The 20,010-nt window shown below is 67.3% G+C and carries 16 protein-coding genes; 10 read left to right on the forward strand and 6 right to left on the reverse strand.

Annotation, left to right across the window (positions count from 1 at the left end):
• Positions 1–115 precede the first annotated feature (115 nt).
• Both KIT86_RS12195 and KIT86_RS12200 read left to right on the forward strand, forming a co-directional pair.
• Positions 116–709 carry a DUF2846 domain-containing protein gene (locus KIT86_RS12195; protein WP_297398676.1) on the forward strand — a complete coding sequence of 198 codons (594 nt, stop codon included), beginning with the start codon at positions 116–118 and terminating at the stop codon, positions 707–709.
• Complete coding sequence (locus KIT86_RS12200) at positions 706–1,956, forward strand: serine protease (RefSeq protein ID WP_297398677.1); 1,251 nt, start codon at positions 706–708, stop codon at positions 1,954–1,956. The genes KIT86_RS12195 and KIT86_RS12200 overlap by 4 nt, the downstream gene beginning before the upstream one ends.
• A gap of 11 nt (positions 1,957–1,967) precedes the next feature.
• Here KIT86_RS12200 and KIT86_RS12205 read toward each other — a convergent pair whose 3' ends face one another.
• On the reverse strand, positions 1,968–3,470 hold the full coding sequence (locus KIT86_RS12205) for an AMP nucleosidase (RefSeq protein WP_297398679.1): 1,503 nt from the start codon (positions 3,468–3,470) through the stop codon (positions 1,968–1,970).
• Positions 3,471–3,531: 61 nt separating this feature from the next.
• Between KIT86_RS12205 and KIT86_RS12210 the strand changes: the two genes are divergently transcribed.
• Positions 3,532–4,812: a DUF4010 domain-containing protein gene (locus tag KIT86_RS12210; RefSeq protein ID WP_297398681.1), complete on the forward strand. Its 1,281-nt coding sequence runs from the start codon at positions 3,532–3,534 to the stop codon at positions 4,810–4,812.
• A gap of 6 nt (positions 4,813–4,818) precedes the next feature.
• Here the strand turns inward: KIT86_RS12210 and gorA are convergent, their stop codons facing one another.
• Positions 4,819–6,225 (reverse strand): glutathione-disulfide reductase, encoded by a 1,407-nt coding sequence (gorA, locus tag KIT86_RS12215; RefSeq protein ID WP_297398683.1) that lies wholly within the window; start codon positions 6,223–6,225, stop codon positions 4,819–4,821.
• On the reverse strand, positions 6,222–7,127 hold the full coding sequence (locus tag KIT86_RS12220; protein WP_297398685.1) for a LysR family transcriptional regulator: 906 nt from the start codon (positions 7,125–7,127) through the stop codon (positions 6,222–6,224). Before KIT86_RS12220 ends, gorA begins: the two co-directional genes overlap by 4 nt.
• Before the next feature lie 102 nt (positions 7,128–7,229).
• Between KIT86_RS12220 and KIT86_RS12225 the strand changes: the two genes are divergently transcribed.
• Entirely contained in the window at positions 7,230–8,108 is an 879-nt protein-coding gene (locus tag KIT86_RS12225; protein ID WP_297398688.1) for a pyridoxamine 5'-phosphate oxidase family protein, read from the forward strand.
• Between the two features lie 3 nt (positions 8,109–8,111).
• On the opposite strand, the gene KIT86_RS12230 is transcribed toward KIT86_RS12225, so the two are convergent.
• The gene (locus tag KIT86_RS12230; RefSeq protein ID WP_297398690.1) at positions 8,112–8,963 is read right to left on the reverse strand and encodes a 3-hydroxybutyryl-CoA dehydrogenase; all 852 of its coding nucleotides are present in this window, start codon (positions 8,961–8,963) and stop codon (positions 8,112–8,114) included.
• Positions 8,964–9,118: 155 nt separating this feature from the next.
• Between KIT86_RS12230 and KIT86_RS12235 the strand changes: the two genes are divergently transcribed.
• On the forward strand, positions 9,119–10,834 hold the full coding sequence (locus KIT86_RS12235; RefSeq protein ID WP_297398692.1) for a choline dehydrogenase: 1,716 nt from the start codon (positions 9,119–9,121) through the stop codon (positions 10,832–10,834).
• Positions 10,779–11,078: an antibiotic biosynthesis monooxygenase gene (locus tag KIT86_RS12240; protein WP_297398694.1), complete on the forward strand. Its 300-nt coding sequence runs from the start codon at positions 10,779–10,781 to the stop codon at positions 11,076–11,078. The genes KIT86_RS12235 and KIT86_RS12240 overlap by 56 nt, the downstream gene beginning before the upstream one ends.
• Before the next feature lie 50 nt (positions 11,079–11,128).
• Here the strand turns inward: KIT86_RS12240 and rocF are convergent, their stop codons facing one another.
• The gene (rocF, locus tag KIT86_RS12245; RefSeq protein ID WP_297398696.1) at positions 11,129–12,046 is read right to left on the reverse strand and encodes an arginase; all 918 of its coding nucleotides are present in this window, start codon (positions 12,044–12,046) and stop codon (positions 11,129–11,131) included.
• A gap of 387 nt (positions 12,047–12,433) precedes the next feature.
• On the opposite strand from rocF, the gene KIT86_RS12250 reads away from it, so the two are divergent.
• The 4 genes from KIT86_RS12250 to KIT86_RS12265 all read left to right on the forward strand — a co-directional run bounded on the left by KIT86_RS12250 (position 12,434) and on the right by KIT86_RS12265 (position 18,303).
• The gene (locus KIT86_RS12250; RefSeq protein WP_297398698.1) at positions 12,434–13,804 is read left to right on the forward strand and encodes a right-handed parallel beta-helix repeat-containing protein; all 1,371 of its coding nucleotides are present in this window, start codon (positions 12,434–12,436) and stop codon (positions 13,802–13,804) included.
• An 86-nt stretch (positions 13,805–13,890) separates the two neighbouring features.
• Positions 13,891–15,480 (forward strand): right-handed parallel beta-helix repeat-containing protein, encoded by a 1,590-nt coding sequence (locus KIT86_RS12255; protein WP_297398700.1) that lies wholly within the window; start codon positions 13,891–13,893, stop codon positions 15,478–15,480.
• A gap of 391 nt (positions 15,481–15,871) precedes the next feature.
• Positions 15,872–17,119, forward strand: coding sequence for a right-handed parallel beta-helix repeat-containing protein (locus tag KIT86_RS12260; RefSeq protein ID WP_297398702.1), 1,248 nt, complete (start codon positions 15,872–15,874; stop codon positions 17,117–17,119).
• Positions 17,120–17,217: 98 nt separating this feature from the next.
• Positions 17,218–18,303, forward strand: a complete 1,086-nt coding sequence (locus tag KIT86_RS12265) for a DUF6352 family protein (protein ID WP_297398704.1) — start codon at positions 17,218–17,220, stop codon at positions 18,301–18,303.
• Between the two features lie 15 nt (positions 18,304–18,318).
• Here KIT86_RS12265 and KIT86_RS12270 read toward each other — a convergent pair.
• Positions 18,319–20,010 (reverse strand): methylmalonyl-CoA mutase family protein (locus tag KIT86_RS12270; RefSeq protein ID WP_297398706.1); only part of this gene is annotated, 1,692 nt, incomplete at its 5' end.

Raw genomic sequence — 20,010 nt, forward strand, 5'->3', positions numbered from 1 at the left:
TCCGGAATCGGCCCACCCCGCACGCACCACCGGGACCCCCTGGGCTGGTGAAAGCCCCAGGATTCGCTTTGTTACAAACGGTTAGCATTGCTCCATTGATGCAATGGGGGCAACGATGGGTGGAGTTCGTGGCTGGGCGGTCGCACTGGCCTTGTTGGCCGCAGCGCTGTTGTCGGGGTGTGCCGCGAGCGGCCACAGCTATGGGGCGGTGTCCAGCGCGCTGCCGCCTTTGACGGACAAGGCCTGCCGGGTTTTCTTCTACCGCACCGATTCGATGTTCGGTGCGGCCATGCAGCCCGAGATCCTGCTGGACGGCCAGCGCGTGGGCAAGTCCCAGCCTGGCGGCTTTTTCTACGTGGACACGCACCCGGGCCGCCATCTGGCGACCTCACAGACCGAGAACGAGGCGCGCCTGGAATTCGACATCGAACCTGGCCAGACGATGTATGTCGCGTCCAGCATCACGTTCGGTGTGCTGGTCGGCCGTATCCAGCTGAACTTGCAGCCCGAAGCGCTGGCCTTGTCGGAGCTCTCGCCCCTTCGGTACACCGGCGTCGGGTCGTTGCCGGCCGGCTCGCCCGGCCTGGCGCCCGCGCCAGCCGCAGGCGCCTCCCCACCGGCGGCGGCCAGCCCCAAGGCCCGGGCGCGCGTGACGATGGCCGACCTGGAGGCCTTGCTGCCACCCCCGTCTGCTGGAGCCGCACGATGAGCTGGCGCGCCGTTGTCCTGGTGGCGGGGGTCGCCGCAAGCGCTTGCGCATCGGCGTTGGAGCCCGACGCCCTGTTCGCCAAGCTGGCGCCCAGCGTCTGGACGGTGGTGGCCACCGATGCGCAGGCGCGCAACCAGTCCCAGGGCAGTGCGGTGGTGATCGGGCCGGGTCGCCTGGTCACCAACTGCCATGTGCTGGCGCGCATGACGCGCTTCCAGGTGGTCAAGAGCAACGTCAGCTTTGGCGGCAGGCTGGAGTTTCCCGACCCGGAACACGATCTCTGCCAGATCCAGGTGGACAACTTCCAGGCGCCGGCGGTCGAGCTGGCGCCGCGAGATGCCTTGCGGGTGGGTGCGCGTGTCTATGCCATCGGCACCCCCCAGGGCCTGGAGGCCACGTTGAGCGACGGCCTGATCTCCGGCCTGCGCCGCGACGACCAGGGTGAACTGCTGTTCATCCAGACCACCGCGCCCATTTCGCCCGGCTCCAGCGGAGGGGGCCTGTTCGATGCCGAAGGGCGGTTGATCGGCATCACCACGCTGATGCGGCGCGAGGCGCAGAACATCAACCTGGCCGTGCCGGCGCACCGCGTCACCGAGCTGCCCGGGCGGGGGCGCGAATTGCTGGAGCAGCGTGCCGCCGCCCACACCGCCCGGTTGCCGCCCGCGCCTGTGGCCGGGTCTTCCGCGGCCGTGCCGCCGACGTCCCAGCGGCGGGCGGGCGACTGGTTCGACTATGTCGTGACGGACTCGCAGACACAGCTCAAGAGCACGGTCAGCCTGAAGGTGGATCGCGTGGACGGCAGCCGGGTCGTTTTCAACGGCGGCAGCCGGGTGGAGGACGAAACCGGCCTTGTGCTGGATTCGTCGTCGGCCGCGCTGCTGGAGCTCGATCTGGTGACACCACCGGGCGGCTGGGCGCCGGGCGGGAAGGTGCTCAGCGGGGTGCAGTCCTTCCAGTTCTCGACCACGAAGGGGGGCGGCACCACGACGTTCGACGTCACGGCGGTGGCGTCTCCCCCTCAGGCGATCCGCCTGGGCGAGAGCGAATACAACGCGGTGCGCATCGATGTGCGCGGGTGGACCTCCCGCCTGCCGGACCACCGCGTCGCGGTCGCGACCATCCGCTACCAGGGAACGGTGTGGTACTCGCCGGACCTGATGCGCGTCGTTCGCTTCACGCTGGAGCGGCTGGGCAGCACCAGCCGCCGGGAAACCCTGGAGCTGGTGCGCGCGGGCCGGGGCTGAGCGGCCCTGCTTTACTGGAACGCGACTTCCGCGAAGCTGCGCAGCTTGCGGCTGTGCAGCTGCTCGGTGCCGCCTTCGCGCAGGATGTCGATGGCGCGGATGCCGATGCGCAGGTGCTGGTCCACGCGCTCGCGGTAGAAGTGGTTGGCCATGCCGGGCAGCTTGATCTCGCCGTGCAGGGGTTTGTCGCTCACGCACAGCAGGGTGCCGTAGGGCACGCGGAAGCGAAAGCCATTGGCGGCGATGGTGGCGGACTCCATGTCCAGCGCCACCGCGCGCGATTGCGAGAAGCGGCGCTGGGGCATGTTGTCGGGCAGCAGTTCCCAGTTGCGGTTGTCGGTGCTGGCCACGGTGCCGGTGCGCATGATGCGCTTGAGCTCCGCAGGGGGCACGCCGGTCACGTCGGCCACGGCGGCTTCGAGCGCGAGCTGGATTTCCGCCAGCGCAGGAATGGGCACCCACAGCGGGAGTTCTTCGTCCAGCACGTGGTCTTCGCGCACGTAGGCGTGGGCCAGCACGTAGTCGCCCAGCTGCTGGCTGGTGCGCAGGCCGGCGCAGTGGCCGAGCATGAGCCAGGCGTGCGGGCGCAGCACGGCGATGTGGTCGGTGATGGTCTTGGCGTTGGCCGGGCCCACACCGATGTTGACCATGGTGATGCCGCTGCGGTCTTCGCGCAGCAGGTGGTAGCCGGGCATTTGTGGCAGGCGCGGCGGGGCGTGGCCGAGTTCGTCGCCGTCCTCGGCGGCCAGGCCGGTGCGGCGCATCACCACGTTGCCGGGTTCGACGAAGGCCACGTACTCGCTGTCGGGGTCGGCCATCTCGGCGTGGCCGAGTTTGATGAATTCGTCGATGTAGAACTGGTAGTTGGTGAACAGCACGAAGTTCTGGAACCACTCGGGCGCGGTGCCGGTGTAGTGGCGCAGGCGCTGCAGCGAGTAGTCCACCCGGGGTGCGGTGAACAGCGAGAGCGGGTGCGCCTCGCCCGCGCGGGGTTCGTGCGTGCCGTTGGCGATGCCGTCGTCCATGGCAGTGAGGTCGGGCAGGTCGAACACGTCGCGCATGAGCGCGCGGCGCATCACGTCCATGCTGCCTTCCACGTGGTCGTGTTCGGCGAACGAGAAGTGGATGGGAATGGGCTGCGTGCTGGTGCCCACCTCCAGCTCACCGCCGTGGTTGGCCAGCAGCAGTCGGAACTGCTCCAGGTAGTAGTCGCTGTAGAGGTCGGGGCGGGTGAGGGTGGTTTCGTAGCGCCCGGGGCCGGCCACGAAGCCGTAGCTCAGGTGGCTCGGCGGCTGGTTGACCACGTTCTGGCGCAGCACGCTGTGGGTGTGCAGCCGCACGTAGGGATAGCAGGCGCGCACATGGGTGTGGCTGAAATCGCCGCCGGCGACGAAGTCGCGCATGGCCTGGCGCAGGAACTCGACGCTGTCGTGGTAGATGCGCTGCACCTGGGCCAGCGCCTCGGCGGGGTCCTTGAAGACGAGTGGTGCGGTGTAGGCGGGTGTTTTTTGCATGCGTTATTGTGGCGCGCCGTTGCCTGGCACCGCAGGAATGCGGAAACTGAAAGGAAAACCCATGCTGCCCCTCGCCCCGCCCGATTGGACCCACGCCGCCGCCGCCCTGGCCGCCGCGCTGGGCTGCGGGTTGCTGATTGGTGTCGAGCGCGAGCGCCGCAAGGGTCAGGGCCCCAAGCGGGCGTTCGCCGGCTTGCGCACCTTCGCGCTGGTGTGCGTGAGCGGGGCGGCGGCCGCGCTGCTGCCGCAGCCCGGGCTGGTGCCGATTGGCGCGGCGTTCGTGGCGGCGCTGGGGGTGGTGGCGTACGCGCGCGACCGCTCCGATGACCCCGGCGTGACCACCGAGGTGGCGCTGTTGCTGACCTACGTGATCGGCGTGGTGTGTGTCTGGCAGCTGCCGCTGGCGGCCGCCCTGGCCGCGGGCCTGACGGCGCTGCTGGCCGCGCGAGAGCGGCTGCACCGTTTCGTGAATGAATGGCTGCGCCCGGCGGAGATCCGCGACGGCATTGCGCTGGCCGCGCTGGTGCTGGTGGCGCTGCCGCTGATGCCGGACCGGCCTTTGTGGGGGCCGGTGCTCAACCCGGCCACGCTTGTGCAACTGCTGGCGCTGCTGCTGGCGGTGCAGTCGCTGGCCCATCTGTGCCGGCGGCTGTTGCAGGCGCGGCATGCGGTGGCGTTTTCGGCTTTCGCCTCGGGCTTCGTGTCGAGCACGGCGACCATCGCCACGCTGGGCATGAGCGCGCGCCAATCGGGTGAAGAGGCGCGCCTGATGGCCGGGGGCGGTTTGCTGTCGTGCGTGGCGACCTTGCTGCAGATGCTGATGGTGGCCGCGGCGGTCCGTCCGGCCTGGCTCTCCATCTTGTGGTTGCCGACGCTGGGCGCGGCGCTGCTGGCCGTGGTGTGGGGGGCGTGGCTGGTGCGCGGGGCGCCCGTGGCGCTGGGCAGCACGATGGGCTCGTCACCCCATACCGAGGGGCCGGGGGCGGCGCAAGGCGACCGGATGTTCAGCCTGTGGGGTGCCACGGCCATTGCGGCCTTGCTGGCCGGCATCCAGGTTCTGGTGCATGCGCTGGACCTCTGGCTGGGCGAGGCCGGCATGCTGGCCGGCACCCTGCTTGCGGCGCTGCTGGACCTGCACTCGGCGTTGGCGGCGGTCTTCGCCTCCAGCGGGCCGCCTGCGGGCGGCGTGCCCTGGGCGGTGATGCTGGCGCTGGGGGTGCACGCCTTGAGCAAGAGCGTCACCGCCGCCTTGAGCGGCGGGGTTCGCTACGCCACGTGGCTGGTGCCCGGGTTGCTGGCGCACACCGCCGTGTGCATGGCGCTGCTGGTCGCGCTGCGCTGAGCCCGCTCAGGCTGGTTTGACCGGTTCGCGCATGGTCACGAACTCTTCCGCCGCCGTGGGGTGGATGCCGATGGTGCTGTCGAACACCGCCTTGGTCGCGCCGGCCTTGAGCGCCACCGCGAAGCCCTGCACGATCTCGCCCGCCTCGGCGCCCACCATGTGCAGACCCACCACGCGGTCGCTCTTCGTGTCCACCACCAGCTTCATCAGCGTGCGCTCGGTGCTGCCCGAGAGCGTGTGCTTGAGCGCCTTGAACTCGCTGCGGAAGATGGTCACCTCGCCATGCTGCTTGCGCGCATCGGCCTCGCTCAGGCCCACGGTGCCGATGCTGGGGTGGGTGAAGACGGCGGTGGGAATGAAGTCGTAGGCCATGCTGCGCGGCGGCTTGCCGGCGGCCGGTCCGAAGAGCTGGTCCACCACCACCATGGCCTCACCCAGGGCCACGGGCGTGAGCTGGATGCGGTTGGTGACGTCGCCGACGGCCAAGATGGAGGGCACGCTGGTCCGGTAGTGCTCGTCGACGATCACCTCGCCGTTCTTGCCCTGGGCCACGCCCACCGCCTCCAGGCCCAGTCCGCCCACCGTGGGCACGCGGCCGGTGGCGTACAGCACGGCATCGGCCATCACCTCGCCGCCGCCCTTGAGCGCCACCCGCAGGCCGTCGTCGGTCTTGGCGATGGTGGCCACGTCGGCGCCGAGCCGCAGGTCCACGCCGGCCTTGGTCATCTCGTTGGCGACGAAGTGGCGGATCTCGTCGTCGAAGCCGCGCAGGATCTGCTCGCCCCGGTACAGCTGCGTCACTTTCGAACCCAGGCCGTTGAAGATGGATGCGAACTCGCTGGCGATGTAGCCGCCGCCCACGATGAGCAGGCGCTGGGGGAAGGGCTCGAGGTCGAAGATGGCGTTGGAGTCGATGACGTGCTCGCGGCCCTCGATCTCGGGCACGCTGGGCCGCCCGCCGGTGGCGATGAGGATGTGTTTCGCCGTGAAGCGCTTCTCGCCGGCCTCGCCGTTGGGCTTGAGTGCCACGGCCTGCGGGCCGTCGATGCGCGCGAAGGCGTCGAACACGGTCACGCCCGAGCCGGTCAGCAGGTTGCCGTAGATGCCATTGAGCCGGCTGATCTCCCTGGCGCGCCGGGCCTTGAGCGTGGCCCAGTTGAAACGGGGTTGTTCTTCCAGCTCCCAGCCAAAGCCGTGCGACTCCTCGAAAGCCTCCCCGTAATGCGCCGCGTAGCTGTAGAGCTTCTTCGGGATGCAGCCCACGTTCACGCAGGTGCCGCCCAGGCCGTCGGTGCCCAGCATTTCGGCCAGCGCCACGCGCGCGCCGCGCTGCGCGGCCATGCGGGCGGCGCGCACGCCGCCGCTGCCGCCGCCGATCACGAAAAGGTCAAAGTCGAAAGTGGATGTGCTCATGGTGCGTGTTGTCCGGGCTCGAAGCCCTTGAGTTCCTGGCGAATGAAATCGATGAAAGCGCGCGTGCGCGCGGGCAGCAGGCGGGCGTGGGGATACACGACGTGGATCGGGCGCGGCGCGTCCACAAAATCGTCCAGCACGGTCTGCAGCGCGCCCGATTGCAGCAGCGGGGCCACCTGGTACGAGAGGAACTGGCCGAAACCCGCGCCGTCCGCGCAGGCCTGCACCGCCGGGGCAATGTGATTGAACTCCAGGTTGCCACCGACGGTGAGTTTGAAGGTCTTGTGGCCGTCCTGGAAGCGCCCCCAGTGGGGCGCGTGCCCCACCAGCCGCACGCAGTTGGCCTTGAGCAGGTCGTTGGGGTGCCGTGGCAGGCCGTGTTCTCGCAGGAAGGCCGGGCTGGCCACGATCACGCGGCGGATCTCGCCCAGCGGCAGCGCGACCAGGCTGGAGTCTTCCAGGTGCGCGATGCGGATGCCCACGTCGACACCTTCTTCCAGCAGGTTCACCACCCGGTCCATGAGCATCACGCGGCAGTGCACCTGGGGGTGGCGCTGCACGAAGCGCGTGACGACGGGGGCCACGTGCATCTGGCCGAACAGCACCGGGGCGGTGATGGTGAGCTGGCCGGCGGGTTCGCCCGCATCGTTCTTGAGCGCGGCCTCGGCGTCGTCCACCGCCGCCAGCAACTGGCGGCAGCTCTCGAGGTGGCGCCGGCCCTCCTCGGTGAGCGAGATGCGGCGCGTGGTGCGGTTGAACAGGCGCACACCCAGGTCGGCCTCGTAGGCGGCGAGCGAGCGCACCACGGCCGGCAGCGAGGTGCCCAGCGCCCAGGCCGCCGCCGTGAGACTGCCGGCGTCGGCGATCTGCACGAAGGTGGTCATGGCGCGGAACTTGTCCATGCGGCATTAAACCGATTTATGGAGCAGTCTTGTGCGTGCAGGGGTATTTGTGAATGTGGTTGCAAGAAAGAAGATGGCGTCTTTCCTCTTCAGGAGCGACCCATGACCCCTTCCTTCCATGCGGGCGAGCAGGCGATGCAGGTGCGTGCCGGTGTGCAGGCGCAGATGGCGCAGATCGGCCCGCGCGTGTTGCGCGACCACATGCCCGACCAGCACCGCGAGTTCTTTGCCCTGCTCCCCTTCTTGCTGGTGGGCAGCGTGGACGCGCAGGGCCAGCCCTGGGCCAGCGTGCTGGCGGGCGCCCCAGGTTTCCTGCAATCGCCCGATGCCAGGCACCTGCACATCCGCGCCCGGCCCCTGCCGCACGACCCGCTGAATGCGACGCTGCGCGAGGGCGCGCCGCTGGGCCTGCTGGGCATCGAGCCGCACACGCGCCGGCGCAACCGCATGAACGGCACCGCATCGCTGCAGGGCGATGGTTTCACGGTGGAGGTGGGCCAGAGCTTTGGCAATTGCCCGAAGTACATTCAGCCGCGCGAAGCGGCGTGGGTGCCGCAGGCGCCGGCGGGGCGGCTCGCTTTCGAGGGGCCTGGCCTGGACGAGGATGCGCGCGCCATGGTCCGCGCCGCCGACACCTTCTTCATTGCCACCGCCCATCCCCAGGCCGTCGCGGGGGGTGAGCGCAGCCATGGGGTGGACGTGTCGCACCGGGGCGGCCCGCCGGGGTTCGTGAAGGTCGATGGCGAGGTGCTGACCGTGCCCGACTACATGGGCAACCACTTCTTCAACACGCTGGGCAACATCGCCCTGCACCCCAAGGCCGGTCTGCTGTTCGTGGACTTCGACCGGGGCGACCTGCTGTACCTCGCGGTGCAGGCCCAGGTGGTGTGGGACGGCAGCGTGCGCCTGCTGCGCATGCAGGTGACCCACGCGCGGCGGGTGCAGGGCGCCCTGCCGCTGCGCTGGGCAACCCCCGGGTGATGCTCAGTAGGTGTAGACGCCGCGACCGGTCTTGCGGCCCAGGTAGCCGGCGGCCACCATTTCCTTGAGCAGCGGCGCAGGGCGGTACTTGCTGTCGTTGAATTCGGCCATGTAGACGTTCATCACGGCCAGGCACACGTCCAGGCCGATCATGTCGGCCAGGGCCAGCGGGCCGATGGGCTGGTTGGTGCCGAGCTTCATGCCGGCGTCGATGTCTTCGGCCGTCGCGATGCCTTCGGCCAGCACGAAGAAGGCCTCGTTGATCATGGGCACGAGAATGCGGTTGACGACGAAGCCCGGTGCGTTCTTCACCGTGATGGGCGACTTGCCCAGGGCCTCGGCCAGCGCCTTCACCGCGTCGTGCGTGGCGTCGCTGGTCTGCAGGCCGCGGATGATCTCCACCAGCGCCATCATGGGCACGGGGTTGAAGAAATGCATGCCGATGAAGCGGTCGGGCCGCTGGGTGGCGGCGGCCAGCTTGGTGATGCTGATGGAGCTGGTGTTGGTGGCCACGATCACCTCGGGCGCGAGCAGGCCGTCGAGCTGCTGCAGGATCTTGATCTTCAGGCCTTCGTTCTCGGTGGCGGCTTCGATCACGAGCTGCGCGCCCTTGAGGTCTTCGTAGTTCGTCGAGCCCTTGATCAGGGCGAGCGCCTGGTCTTTGTCCGCGGCGGTGATCTTCTCTTTCTTGATCAGCCGGTCCAGGCTGCCCGCGACCGTGGCCAGGCCCTTGTCGACCGCGGCCTGAGCGATGTCGACCATCACCACTCGGATGCCGCGCGTGGCGCAGGCCTGTGCAATGCCGTTGCCCATGGTGCCCGAGCCGATGATGCCGACGGTGTTGATGCTGTTCATGAAGACGCTGCTCCTGTTCAAAAATCCGTGAAAACCCGGCGTCGCCGGCGTGTCTTTCCTAGGCGGTGCTGCCTAACCGGGCGCGAGGCCCTGTGCTACCTTGACCGTTGATTGTCGCGCACGCCTTGCACAGCGCTGACCACCCCGGAGACACCATGTTCGACTACATCATCGTTGGCGGCGGATCGGCCGGCTGCGTGCTGGCCTCCCGCCTCAGCGAAGACCCCCACACGCGGGTGGCCCTGCTCGAGGCCGGCCCAGCCGACAGCAGCGTGCTGATCCATTGCCCCGCGGGCCTGGCCCTGCTGGCCAAGAACGGCCAGGCCAACTGGGGCCTGCAGACCGTGCCCCAGCCCGGGTTGAACGGCCGGCGGGGTTACCAGCCGCGCGGCAAGGTGCTGGGCGGATCGAGTTCGGTCAACGCCATGATCTACGCGCGCGGCCACGCCAGCGACTACGACGGCTGGGCCGCGCAGGGCAACCCGGGCTGGTCGTTCAACGAGGTGCTGCCGTACTTCAAGCGCGCCGAGCACAACGAGCGCGGCGCCGACGCGTGGCACGGCCAGGGCGGCCCGCTCAACGTGATGGACCTGCGCAGCCCCAACGCCTTCCTGCCCGCGTTCGTCCAGGCTGGCGCGCAGGCGGGTTACCCGATCAACACCGACTTCAACGGCCCGGAGCAGGAGGGCGTTGGCGTCTACCAGGTGACGCACAAGAACGGCGAGCGCCACAGCGCGGCCAAGGCCTACCTCACGCCGCACCTGGGGCGGCCCAACCTGCAGGTGATCACGAACGCGCTCACCACCCGCGTGGTGACCGACACCGAGCACGACGGCACGGTGCGCGCCGCGGGCGTGGAATACCGGGGCAACGGTGGACGCGGCCCGCTGCAGATCCTGCGGCTGAAGGAGGGCGGCGAGGTGGTGCTGAGCGCGGGCGCCTTCGGCTCGCCACAGTTGCTCATGCTCTCGGGCATCGGCGAGGCCGCGCACCTGCGCGAACACGGCATCACCCCGGTGCACGATCTGCCGGGCGTGGGCCAGAACCTGCACGACCACGTGGACGTGGTGATGGTGGTCAACGCGCCAAAGGTCAAGGACCTGTTCGGCCTTTCGCTCACCGGCGTGGCGCGGGTGGTGCGCGGCATCTTCGAATGGCGTGGCCAGCGCAGCGGGATGCTGACCACCAACTTCGCGGAAGCGGGGGGCTTCATCAAGAGTTCGCCCGAGGAGCCGATTCCCGACCTGCAGCTGCACTTCGTGGTCGGCAAGTTGGTGGACCATGGCCGCAAGACGGTGTTCGGCCACGGCTACTCGTGCCATGTGTGCCTGCTGCGCCCCCGCAGCCGGGGCAGCCTGCGGCTGGCCAGCGCCGATCCGCAGGCCGCACCGCTGATCGATCCGGCGTTCCTGCAGGACGCGGACGACACCGCCCGGCTGGTGCTGGGCTTCAAGCGCATGAGGGCGTTGCTGCAGCAACCCGCGCTCACGCGCCATGGCGGCACGGAGTCGGCTTCGTCGGCCCAGGCGCAGAGCGATGCGCAGATCGAGCAGTTCATCCGGAACCACGCCGACACCATTTACCACCCCGTCGGCACCTGCCGCATGGGACCGCATGGCGCCCCGGGCGGGCGGGACGTGGTGGACGCGAGGTTGCGCGTGCACGGCGTGGCCGGCCTGCGCGTGGTGGACGCGTCGGTGATGCCCAGCGTGGTCGGCGGCAACACCAATGCCCCGGTGATCATGATGGCGGAGAAAGCGGTCGATATGATCCGTCACGACCGATCCCTCACCTCTCCCCACCAGGACCATCAAGATGATTCTCGAGCACGCAGACATCCGCATCGACCCCCAGAAGAGCTCCGCCTTTGAAGAAGCCATTCTTCGTGGCGTGGCCACCGTCATTGCCCACGCCAAGGGCTTCAAGGGCTACAAGGTCAACCGCAGCATCGAGACGCCGGGGCGTTACCTGCTGATGATTTACTGGGAAACGCTGGAAGACCACACCGTGGCCTTCCGGGGCTCCGATGCCTTTGCCCAGTGGCGCGCCATCGTCGGGCCATTCTTCGCCCAGCCGCCCGTGGTCGAGCACCTGGAACTGGTCGGCAAGAGCTGAGCGTTCGCTGCCCGCGTGGGGCAGCCTTTGGTTGTAACTCGATTACAACTTTAGTTTTTCCGCATCAGCGTGGACTTGCCGAACAGGCTTTCGATCAGGTCCACCGCCAGCTCGGCGGTGCGGTTGCGCACATCGAGCGCGGGGTTGAGTTCCATCACGTCGAGCGAAGCCAGTCGGCCGGTGTCCGCAATCATCTCCATGCACAGCTGCGCCTCGCGGTAGGTCGGGCCGCCGAGCACGGTGGTGCCCACCCCGGGCGCGATCTCCGGGTCGAGGAAGTCCACGTCGAAGCTGACATGCAGGTGGGTCTGCTCGTCCACGCCCATCAGCGCCTGTTCCATCGTGTGGCGCATGCCCATCTCGTCGATGTAGCGCATGTCGAAGACCTCCAGGCCGGCCTGGTGCACCAGGCGCTTCTCGCCCGCGTCCACGCTGCGGATGCCGATCTGCCGCACCATGCTGGCGTCGATGGCCGGCGTGGTGCCTCCGATGCCGGTGAGTTCGGGCGGCCCCATGCCGCAGAGCAGGGCCACGGGCATGCCGTGGATGTTGCCGCTGGGCGTGAGGGCGGCGGTGTTGAAGTCCGCGTGGGCGTCGAGCCAGAGCACGCGCAGCTTCTTGCGCTGCTCGCGGCAGTGGCGTGCCACCGCGCTGATCGAGCCCAGGCCCAGGCAATGGTCGCCACCGAGCACGATGGGCAGCCGGCCCAGCGCGAGCTCGGCGTGCACGGCCTCGTGCAGCGCCTGGTTCCAGGCCACCACCTCGCCGAGGTGCCGGTAACCGTCGGTGGGTGGGAGCCAGGGGTTGGCGGGACCGCCCACGTTGCCGCGATCGGCCACGCTCAGGCCCTGGCCCATGAGCACCGTGGCCAGGCCCGCGACACGCAAGGCCTCGGGGCCCATGGAGGCACCGCGAGCGCCGGCGCCGATGTCGGTCGGCACCCCGATGAGGCTGATGTCTTTTTGCATGGCGGTATTTTGAGGGAGGGGATACCGAGTGTGACCGTCCCCGGCCCGGTTTCAAAACGTATGCCGTGTTACCAGCCGCCTGCCACGCAGCGGACTTGGGGTGCCCATCGCGCACCGGGCACCCCGGTCGGGGCAGCGGAATTTTGTTACCAACCCACACCTTTCGTGCCGGACTCGCGGCCGTTGGGAAGCTGATACTCCGTTCGCGCTGAGCGGGTCTCCGCCCATCGTGGTGATTTATCTCACGTTCCTCGCCTGTTCGACACTGCAACGCAGTGTGACCTGGAACCCTTTTCCGATCGCCCCTGCCGCCGCCCTCGAGCGAGCGTCAAGCTGTTTTGTGCCGCTGAAATGAACCCGACTCCGATTCCGACCCCGACACCCTGGATGGATGGCCTTGCGGCCCGCAAGTCGCTGCCCGCGCTGGCCGTGCTGTTCGCGGCCACGCTCACCGCCTGCGGTGGTGGTGGTGGCGGTGGAAGCACGGCGGCCGGCGGCGGCACGGCCAGCGAGCCGGTCGCGGGCGTGCCGGCGCCCAGCCCGGCGCCTTCGCCAGCACCCAGGCCCTCGCCGTCGCCAGCGCCTTCGCCAGCACCGAGCCCCGCTCCGGCCCCGGCGCCTGCACCTGCACCTGCACCTGCACCGGCGGCCACGGCGTGCGACGCCGCCACCGGCCGCGTGCTGCAGGTCGGTCCGGGCAAGACCTACAGCGTGCCGAGCGCGGCGGCGGCGGCGGCGCAGGCGGGCGACGTGATCAAGATCGCCGCAGGCGACTACCGGGGCGACGTGGCTTCCTGGACGGTCAACAACCTGACCATCTGCGGCGTGGGCGGCAAGGCGCGCCTCTTCGCCAACGGCAACAACGCCCGGGGCAAGGGCCTGTGGGTGGTGTCGGGCGCGAACATCACCATCGACAACATCGAGTTCCGCGACACGACCGTGCCTGACCAGAACGGCGCCGGCATCCGCGCCGAGCACACGGGCGACCTGCGCATCCTCAACAGCGGCTTCTACGACAACCAGAACGGCATCCTGGCCAACGCCGGCTCGGCCACGATCACGATCGAGAGCTCGGAGTTCGCGCGCAACGGCCTGGGCGATGGCTACACGCACAACATTTACGTCAACCAGATCGATCGGCTGACGGTGAATTCGAGCTACTTCCACGAGGCCAAGGTCGGCCACAACCTCAAGAGCCGGGCGCGCGAGTCCATCATCCAGAACAGCTACTTCATGGACGGGCCCACGGGCACGTCAAGCTACCTGGCCGATTTTCCCAACGGCGGCCGCGTGTACCTGAGGGGCAACCTGTTCCACAAGGGCCCGCAGGCGAGCAACCCCAACGCGATCTCCTACGGGGCAGAAGGCCTGTCGAACCCGACCAACACCTTCGAGGCGGTGCACAACACCGTGGCCGTCACCCGCTCGGGCGGTGCTTTCCTGGCCATCGCCAGCGGCACCTCGTCGGTCACGCTCACGGCCAACCTGTTCGCGGGCACGGGCAACCAGACCCTGATCACGGGGGGCTACGCCGCGGGCAACGCGGCGCAGTCGAACAACGTGACCTCCGTGGCCGCCAACATCCCCGGCGCCAGCAGCATCGGCAGCCCGAACTTCTGGCCCAACGCGACGCTGCAGGCCCTGATCGGCCTGGCGGGCGTACCCGACGCGACCTACACGCGCGATGCGCCCACGCCCTACGCGTCGCGGGCGATCTCCGGCAGCCGCAAGGTGGGTGCATTGCAGGCCTCCCCCTAATCCACCGGGCCGCCAGGCAGGCGAGCACGGAGGCCCCGTGCTCAGGTGGCAGCCCTTCTTCCTTCCGCTCTCAGGTGATTCATCTCATGTCCCATATCGATTCCTTCTCCCGTCCGGCGTCGCACGCCGGTGTGCTGGCCGCCTGCGCGGTCATGTTCTCCATGGTGGCCGCCGCCCCGGCGCAGGCCCAGAGCACCTCGGCGACCTGGACCAAGGTCGCCAACGAAGGCCAGATCTTCCGGGTCTCCGGCACGAAGAACGTGCGCTTTGGCACCGGCACGCGCTGGGCCTACAAGACGGTCCGCACGGGCGGCCTGTGCACCAGCTACTACTTCGGCTCCGACCCGGCCAAGGGCGCGGCCAAGACCTGTCAGGTGATGGCCGCTGCCGCACCAGCACCAGCACCGGCACCGGCACCGGCACCAGCACCAGCACCAGCACCGGCACCGGCACCGGCACCGGCACCAGCACCAGCACCAGCACCGGCACCGGCACCAGCACCAGCACCAGCACCAGCACCAGCACCAGCACCAGCACCCGCACCAGCACCCGCACCCGCACCCTCGGGCACGGCGTGCGACACCGCCACCGGCCGCGTGCTGCAGGTGGGGCCAGGCAAGACCTACAGCGTGCCGAGTGCCGCAGCCGCCGTGGCGCAGGCCGGTGACGTGATCAAGATCGCTGCGGGCGACTACCGTGGTGATGCGGCCACCTGGAGGGCCAGCAACCTCACCATCTGCGGCGTGGGTGGCAAGGCCCGCCTGTTTGCCGATGGAAGCAACGTGCAAGGCAAGGGCCTGTGGGTGGTCTCCAGCCCCAATATCACGATCGACAGCATCGAGTTCCGCAACGCGACCGTGCCCGACCAGAATGGCGCCGGCATCCGCGTGGAGCCCGGCGTCAACCTGACGGTGCGCAACAGCGGCTTCTTTGACAACGAGAACGGCATCCTCGCGGCGGCCGGCGCGACCACCATCACCATCGACCGCTCGGAGTTCGGGCGCAATGGTCGGGGCGACGGCTACACGCACAACATCTACGTGAACCAGATCAACCGCATTGCGGTGACGTCCAGCTTCTTCCACGAAGCCAAGATCGGCCACAACTTCAAGAGCCGCGCGAAGGAGTCGGTGATCGAGAACAGCTACTTCATGGACGGCACGACCGGCACGTCGAGCTACCTGGCCGATTTCCCCAACGGCGGCAAGGTGGTCCTCAAGGGCAATATGTTCCACAAGGGCCCGAACGCGGACAACCCCAACGCCATCTCCTACGGCGCCGAAGGCTTGTCCAACCCGAGCAACACTTTCGAAGCGGTGCACAACACGGTGGTTATCACCCGCTCGGGCGGGGCCTTCCTGGCGATCGCCAGCGGCACCAGCTCGGTCAAGCTCACGGCCAACCTGTTCGCCGGCACGGGCAGCCCGGCGCTGATCACCGGCGGGTACGCCGCCGCCAGCGCGGTGCAGGCGAACAATGTGACCTCGGTGGCCAGCAACATCCCGGGCGCGTCCAACGTCACCACGCCGAACTTCTGGCCCAACGCGACGCTGCAGTCCCTGATTGCCCTGTCGGTGGTGCCTGATGCGAGCTACACCCGCGATGCGCCCGCACCGTACGTCCTGCGTGCGATCTCGGGCAGCCGCAAGGTCGGTGCACTGCAGTCCGCACCCTGAGCCCCGTCCGTCCCGTGACCCAGGCCCGCCTCGCGCGGGCCTTTTTCATGCATCAAAGCGTATGAGCTGTTACGGGCGAATCGCCGTCCTGAGGGGCGCCCGAGGGAAGAGGTCGGCGTCGGGTTACAGAAAGACACGTTCTGTGGCAGGCGACGCGGCGTCAGCGGCCACACTGGCGACCGTTCTCCCGGTCCATGCGCGGGGCAGGGGCGCCGAGCGGCGATACTCCACCCCGCACCTTTGTCTTCGATGGATCCGGCCCCCTTCCTCCGAACGCGGTCGAATGGCCAAGCTGGCCGGCGTCCGTTGTCCCATGCCGTTGCCTATCTTGAACCATCTTTCCACTCCGACCCAGAGCGCCGCAGCTGCCGCTCGCCCATCTTCTTCTCTCGTGGTTTTCGGCCTGACGCTGTTGCTGGCCACGGCCTTGAGCGCCTGCGGCGGCGGCGGTGGGGATGGTGGAGGCGGGTCGTCGGGCGGGGGAGGCTCGTCGGGAGGCAGCCCCACGCCCTCGCCAGCGCCGCCCCAGTCGGCCGGTGCCGCGTGCAACAGCGCGCCGGGCCGCGTGCTCCAGGTGGGCCCCGGCCGGACTTATGCCGTGCCCAGCGCGGCGGCGGCGGTGGCGCAGGCGGGCGATGTGATCAAGATCGATGGCGGCGACTACCGGGGCGACGTGGCTTCCTGGACGGTCAACAACCTGACCATCTGCGGCGTGGGCGGCAAGGCGCGCCTCTTCGCCAACGGCAACAACGCCCGGGGCAAGGGCCTGTGGGTGGTGTCGGGCGCGAACATCACCATCGACAACATCGAGTTCCGCGACACGACCGTGCCTGACCAGAACGGCGCCGGCATCCGCGCCGAGCACACGGGCGACCTTCGCATCCTCAACAGCGGCTTCTACGACAACCAGAACGGCATCCTGGCCAACGCCGGCTCGGCCACGATCACGATCGAGAGCTCGGAGTTCGCGCGCAACGGCCTGGGCGATGGCTACACGCACAACATTTACGTCAACCAGATCGATCGGCTGACGGTGAATTCGAGCTACTTCCACGAGGCCAAGGTCGGCCACAACCTCAAGAGCCGGGCGCGCGAGTCCATCATCCAGAACAGCTACTTCATGGACGGGCCCACGGGCACGTCGAGCTACCTGGCCGATTTTCCCAACGGCGGCCGCGTGTACCTGAGGGGCAACCTGTTCCACAAGGGCCCGCAGGCGAGCAACCCCAACGCGATCTCCTATGGAGCAGAAGGCCTGTCGAACCCGACCAACACCTTCGAGGCGGTGCACAACACCGTGGCCGTCACCCGCTCGGGGGGTGCCTTCCTGGCCATCGCCAGCGGCACCTCGTCGGTCACGCTCACGGCCAACCTGTTCGCGGGCACGGGCAACCAGACGGCGATCACCGGCTACGCCGGCGGTGTCACGCAGTCCAACAACGTGAGTTCGGTGGCCGCCAATATTCCCGGCGCCAGCAGCATCGGTAGCCCGAACTTCTGGCCCAACGCGACGCTGCAGGCCCTGATCGGCCTGGCGGGCGTGCCCGACGCGACCTACACGCGCGATGCGCCCGCGCCCTACGCGTCGCGGGTGATCTCCGGCAGCCGCAAGGCCGGTGCCCTGCAAGCCGCGCCCTGACCCCGGCGGGCAGCAGCGCCACCGCAGGTGAACGACAATGCGTTCACCCTGCGACTTCCAACCCGCGATGCGCTTGTGGCGCACAGCGGGTTTTCTTCATGTCCGACGCCTCTTCCCTTCCTATCTGGTCGTCCTGCGGCCATGAATTGCTCGCGCGCACTGCGCGCGGCTGGCTGACCCCCTCTGACGCTTACTGGCGGCTCTGGCTGCAGCGCCCGGAACTGGCGCTGGTGGAAGCGTCCTGTGCCGCCGAACAGGCGCTGCACGGCGCGTTGATGGCCGTGCCCACGCGCCCCGTCGCGCCGGCCGAGCTCGATGCCATCGAGGACGAGGACGCCCGCGCCAACCACCGGCTGTTCCTGGGTTTCCGGGACGCGGTGATCGCCGCCGGCTCGCTCGAGGCCGCCTACGCCGGTTTCTTCCAGGCTGGTGCCATTCAGATCCCGCCGCTGTTCCTCGACCTGATGGTGCAGGCCCTGGTGTGCCGCCTGCTGGAAGACGAGACCGATGCCTGGGTCTGGCGCGCGGCCGAGATGCTGTTTCGCCGCCAGCGCGTAAGCGTGCAGGACGGCCGCGTGCTCAGCGGCGACAGCGAGGTGCTGGACCTGCTCAATGAAACCGGCGGGCTGGGCGAATTGGGGCGCCTGCTCGTGCAGGGTGGTGCGGCCTTGCCGGCCACGCAGATCGAGGTGCTGGGCGACGACAACGCGCCGCGTTACCTGCACAGCCGCGTGGGGCCAGGTCGTTTCAACTTCGTGCTCGACCTCACGCACGAGATCCAGAACGAATTGCCGCACGGCCTCACGCTCACCATGGCGCGCTCCCGCTCGGGCCTCAAGGCGTTGGCGTCGGTGCTGGAGAAGTGGGTGCGCCATTTCCATGGCGTGGCCGTGAAGATCCAGCCCGAGGCGCGGGTGGAGGACCCGTCGTGGCGCTGGCATGTGGGGCTGGATGTGGCGTCGACCGCGCTGCTCAACGACCTCTACCTGGGCAACGAGGTGGATCCCGAACGGCAGCGCCGCCTGATCAGCCTGTTCCGGTTGACGTTCACCGATCCCATGGACATGCGCGCCGACGTGCGTGGCAAGCCGGTCTACCTGGGCCTGGCGATGGCGGCCGACGGCCTGCTCAAGCTCAAGCCACAGAACCTGTTGCTCAACTTGCCCCTGCCGCAGCCGGTGTGAGGCCCGGGCCGGGCCTCACATGTTGCGGCGGTACTGCCCGCCCACCTCGAACAGCGCGTTCGTGATCTGACCGAGCGAGCACACGCGCACCGCGTCCATCAGCACCTCGAACACGTTGCCGTTCTCGATCACCGCCTGGCGCAGGCGCTGCAGCATGGCGGGTGATTCGTGGGCGTGGCGCGCGTGGAAGTCGGCCAGCCGCTGCAGCTGGCTCTGCTTCTCGTCGTCGGTCGAGCGCGCGAGCTCCAGCGTCTCGGGCGTGAGGTCGCCATGCGGGTTGCGGAAGGTGTTCACGCCCACGATCGGGTACTCGCCCGTGTGCTTGAGCATTTCGTAGTGCATGGACTCGTCCTGGATCTTGCCGCGCTGGTAGCCCGTCTCCATCGCACCGAGCACGCCGCCGCGTTCGGCGATCTTCTCGAACTCCTGCAGCACGGCTTCCTCGACCAGCTCGGTGAGCTCGTCGATGATGAAGGCGCCCTGGTTGGGGTTCTCGTTCTTGGCCAGGCCCCACTCGCGGTTGATGATGAGCTGGATCGCCATCGCGCGGCGCACCGAGTCTTCCGTCGGCGTGGTGATGGCCTCGTCGAAGGCGTTGGTGTGCAGGCTGTTGCAGTTGTCGTAGATCGCGATCAGCGCCTGCAAGGTGGTGCGTATGTCGTTAAAATCTATTTCCTGTGCATGCAGGCTGCGGCCCGATGTTTGGATATGGTATTTTAATTTTTGCGAACGGCTGTTGGCCTTGTATTTATTTTTCATGGCTTTGGCCCATATACGACGGGCAACACGGCCTATCACACTGTACTCGGGGTCCATACCATTGCTGAAGAAAAAAGATAGGTTGGGTGCAAAATCATCAATCTTCATGCCCCGGCTTAAATAATATTCTACATAAGTGAAACCGTTTGATAGAGTGAAAGCTAATTGTGTAATAGGGTTGGCGCCGGCTTCTGCAATATGATAACCGCTGATGCTTACACTGTAAAAATTTTGTACGGTGTTATTTATAAAATATTCCTGCACATCACCCATCAGCTTAAGCGCAAACTCGGTCGAAAAAATACAAGTATTCTGCGCCTGGTCTTCTTTTAAAATATCGGCCTGCACTGTACCACGTACGGTTGCAAGGGCTTTTGCTTTTATTGTTTCATACACATCGGCCGGCAAAACATCTTTGCCGCTTAAGCCAAGCAGTCGTAATCCAAGTCCATCATTACCTTCGGGCAAAGAGCCTTGCAAATTTCCTTTTACAGGTATAACTTCTTTACCATCGGTACCTACATATTTGGGAAGTGTTTCTACAGCATATAAAGATTCAATTTTACTGTTTACTTCTTCTTTTAAATTATGCTCAATAATATATTTTTCGCACTGTTGGTCAATGGCGGCGTTCATAAAAAATGCCAGCAGTATGGGTGCAGGGCCGTTGATGGTCATGCTTACAGATGTTTTAGCATCGCACAAATCAAAACCACTGTATAGTTTTTTTGCATCATCAACGGTGGCAATGCTTACGCCGCTGTTTCCTACTTTGCCATAAATATCGGGCCTGTGACCGGGATCTTCGCCATATAAGGTAACACTGTCAAATGCAGTGCTGAGGCGCTTTGCAGGTTGCCCCACGCTTACATAGTGAAAACGCCTGTTGGTTCTTTCGGGGCCACCTTCACCTGCAAACATTCTTGTTGGGTCTTCACCTTCACGCTT

This window comes from Hydrogenophaga sp. (assembly GCF_026125825.1).
Classification (GTDB): Bacteria; Pseudomonadota; Gammaproteobacteria; order Burkholderiales; family Burkholderiaceae_C; genus Hydrogenophaga.

Bases quoted from the DNA above. Each gene is read 5' to 3' on its own strand.
- KIT86_RS12195 (WP_297398676.1), top strand. From the start codon at position 116: ATGGGTGGAGTTCGTGGCTGGGCGGTCGCACTGGCCTTGTTGGCCGCA.
- KIT86_RS12265 (WP_297398704.1), top strand. From the start codon at position 17,218: ATGTCCGACGCCTCTTCCCTTCCTATCTGGTCGTCCTGCGGCCATGAA.
- KIT86_RS12205 (WP_297398679.1), bottom strand. From the start codon at position 3,470: ATGCAAAAAACACCCGCCTACACCGCACCACTCGTCTTCAAGGACCCC.
- gorA (WP_297398683.1), bottom strand. From the start codon at position 6,225: ATGAGCACATCCACTTTCGACTTTGACCTTTTCGTGATCGGCGGCGGC.
- KIT86_RS12240 (WP_297398694.1), top strand. From the start codon at position 10,779: ATGATTCTCGAGCACGCAGACATCCGCATCGACCCCCAGAAGAGCTCC.
- KIT86_RS12220 (WP_297398685.1), bottom strand. From the start codon at position 7,127: ATGGACAAGTTCCGCGCCATGACCACCTTCGTGCAGATCGCCGACGCC.
- KIT86_RS12210 (WP_297398681.1), top strand. From the start codon at position 3,532: ATGCTGCCCCTCGCCCCGCCCGATTGGACCCACGCCGCCGCCGCCCTG.
- KIT86_RS12230 (WP_297398690.1), bottom strand. From the start codon at position 8,963: ATGAACAGCATCAACACCGTCGGCATCATCGGCTCGGGCACCATGGGC.
- KIT86_RS12235 (WP_297398692.1), top strand. From the start codon at position 9,119: ATGTTCGACTACATCATCGTTGGCGGCGGATCGGCCGGCTGCGTGCTG.
- KIT86_RS12225 (WP_297398688.1), top strand. From the start codon at position 7,230: ATGACCCCTTCCTTCCATGCGGGCGAGCAGGCGATGCAGGTGCGTGCC.
- KIT86_RS12200 (WP_297398677.1), top strand. From the start codon at position 706: ATGAGCTGGCGCGCCGTTGTCCTGGTGGCGGGGGTCGCCGCAAGCGCT.
- rocF (WP_297398696.1), bottom strand. From the start codon at position 12,046: ATGCAAAAAGACATCAGCCTCATCGGGGTGCCGACCGACATCGGCGCC.
- KIT86_RS12255 (WP_297398700.1), top strand. From the start codon at position 13,891: ATGTCCCATATCGATTCCTTCTCCCGTCCGGCGTCGCACGCCGGTGTG.
- KIT86_RS12250 (WP_297398698.1), top strand. From the start codon at position 12,434: ATGGATGGCCTTGCGGCCCGCAAGTCGCTGCCCGCGCTGGCCGTGCTG.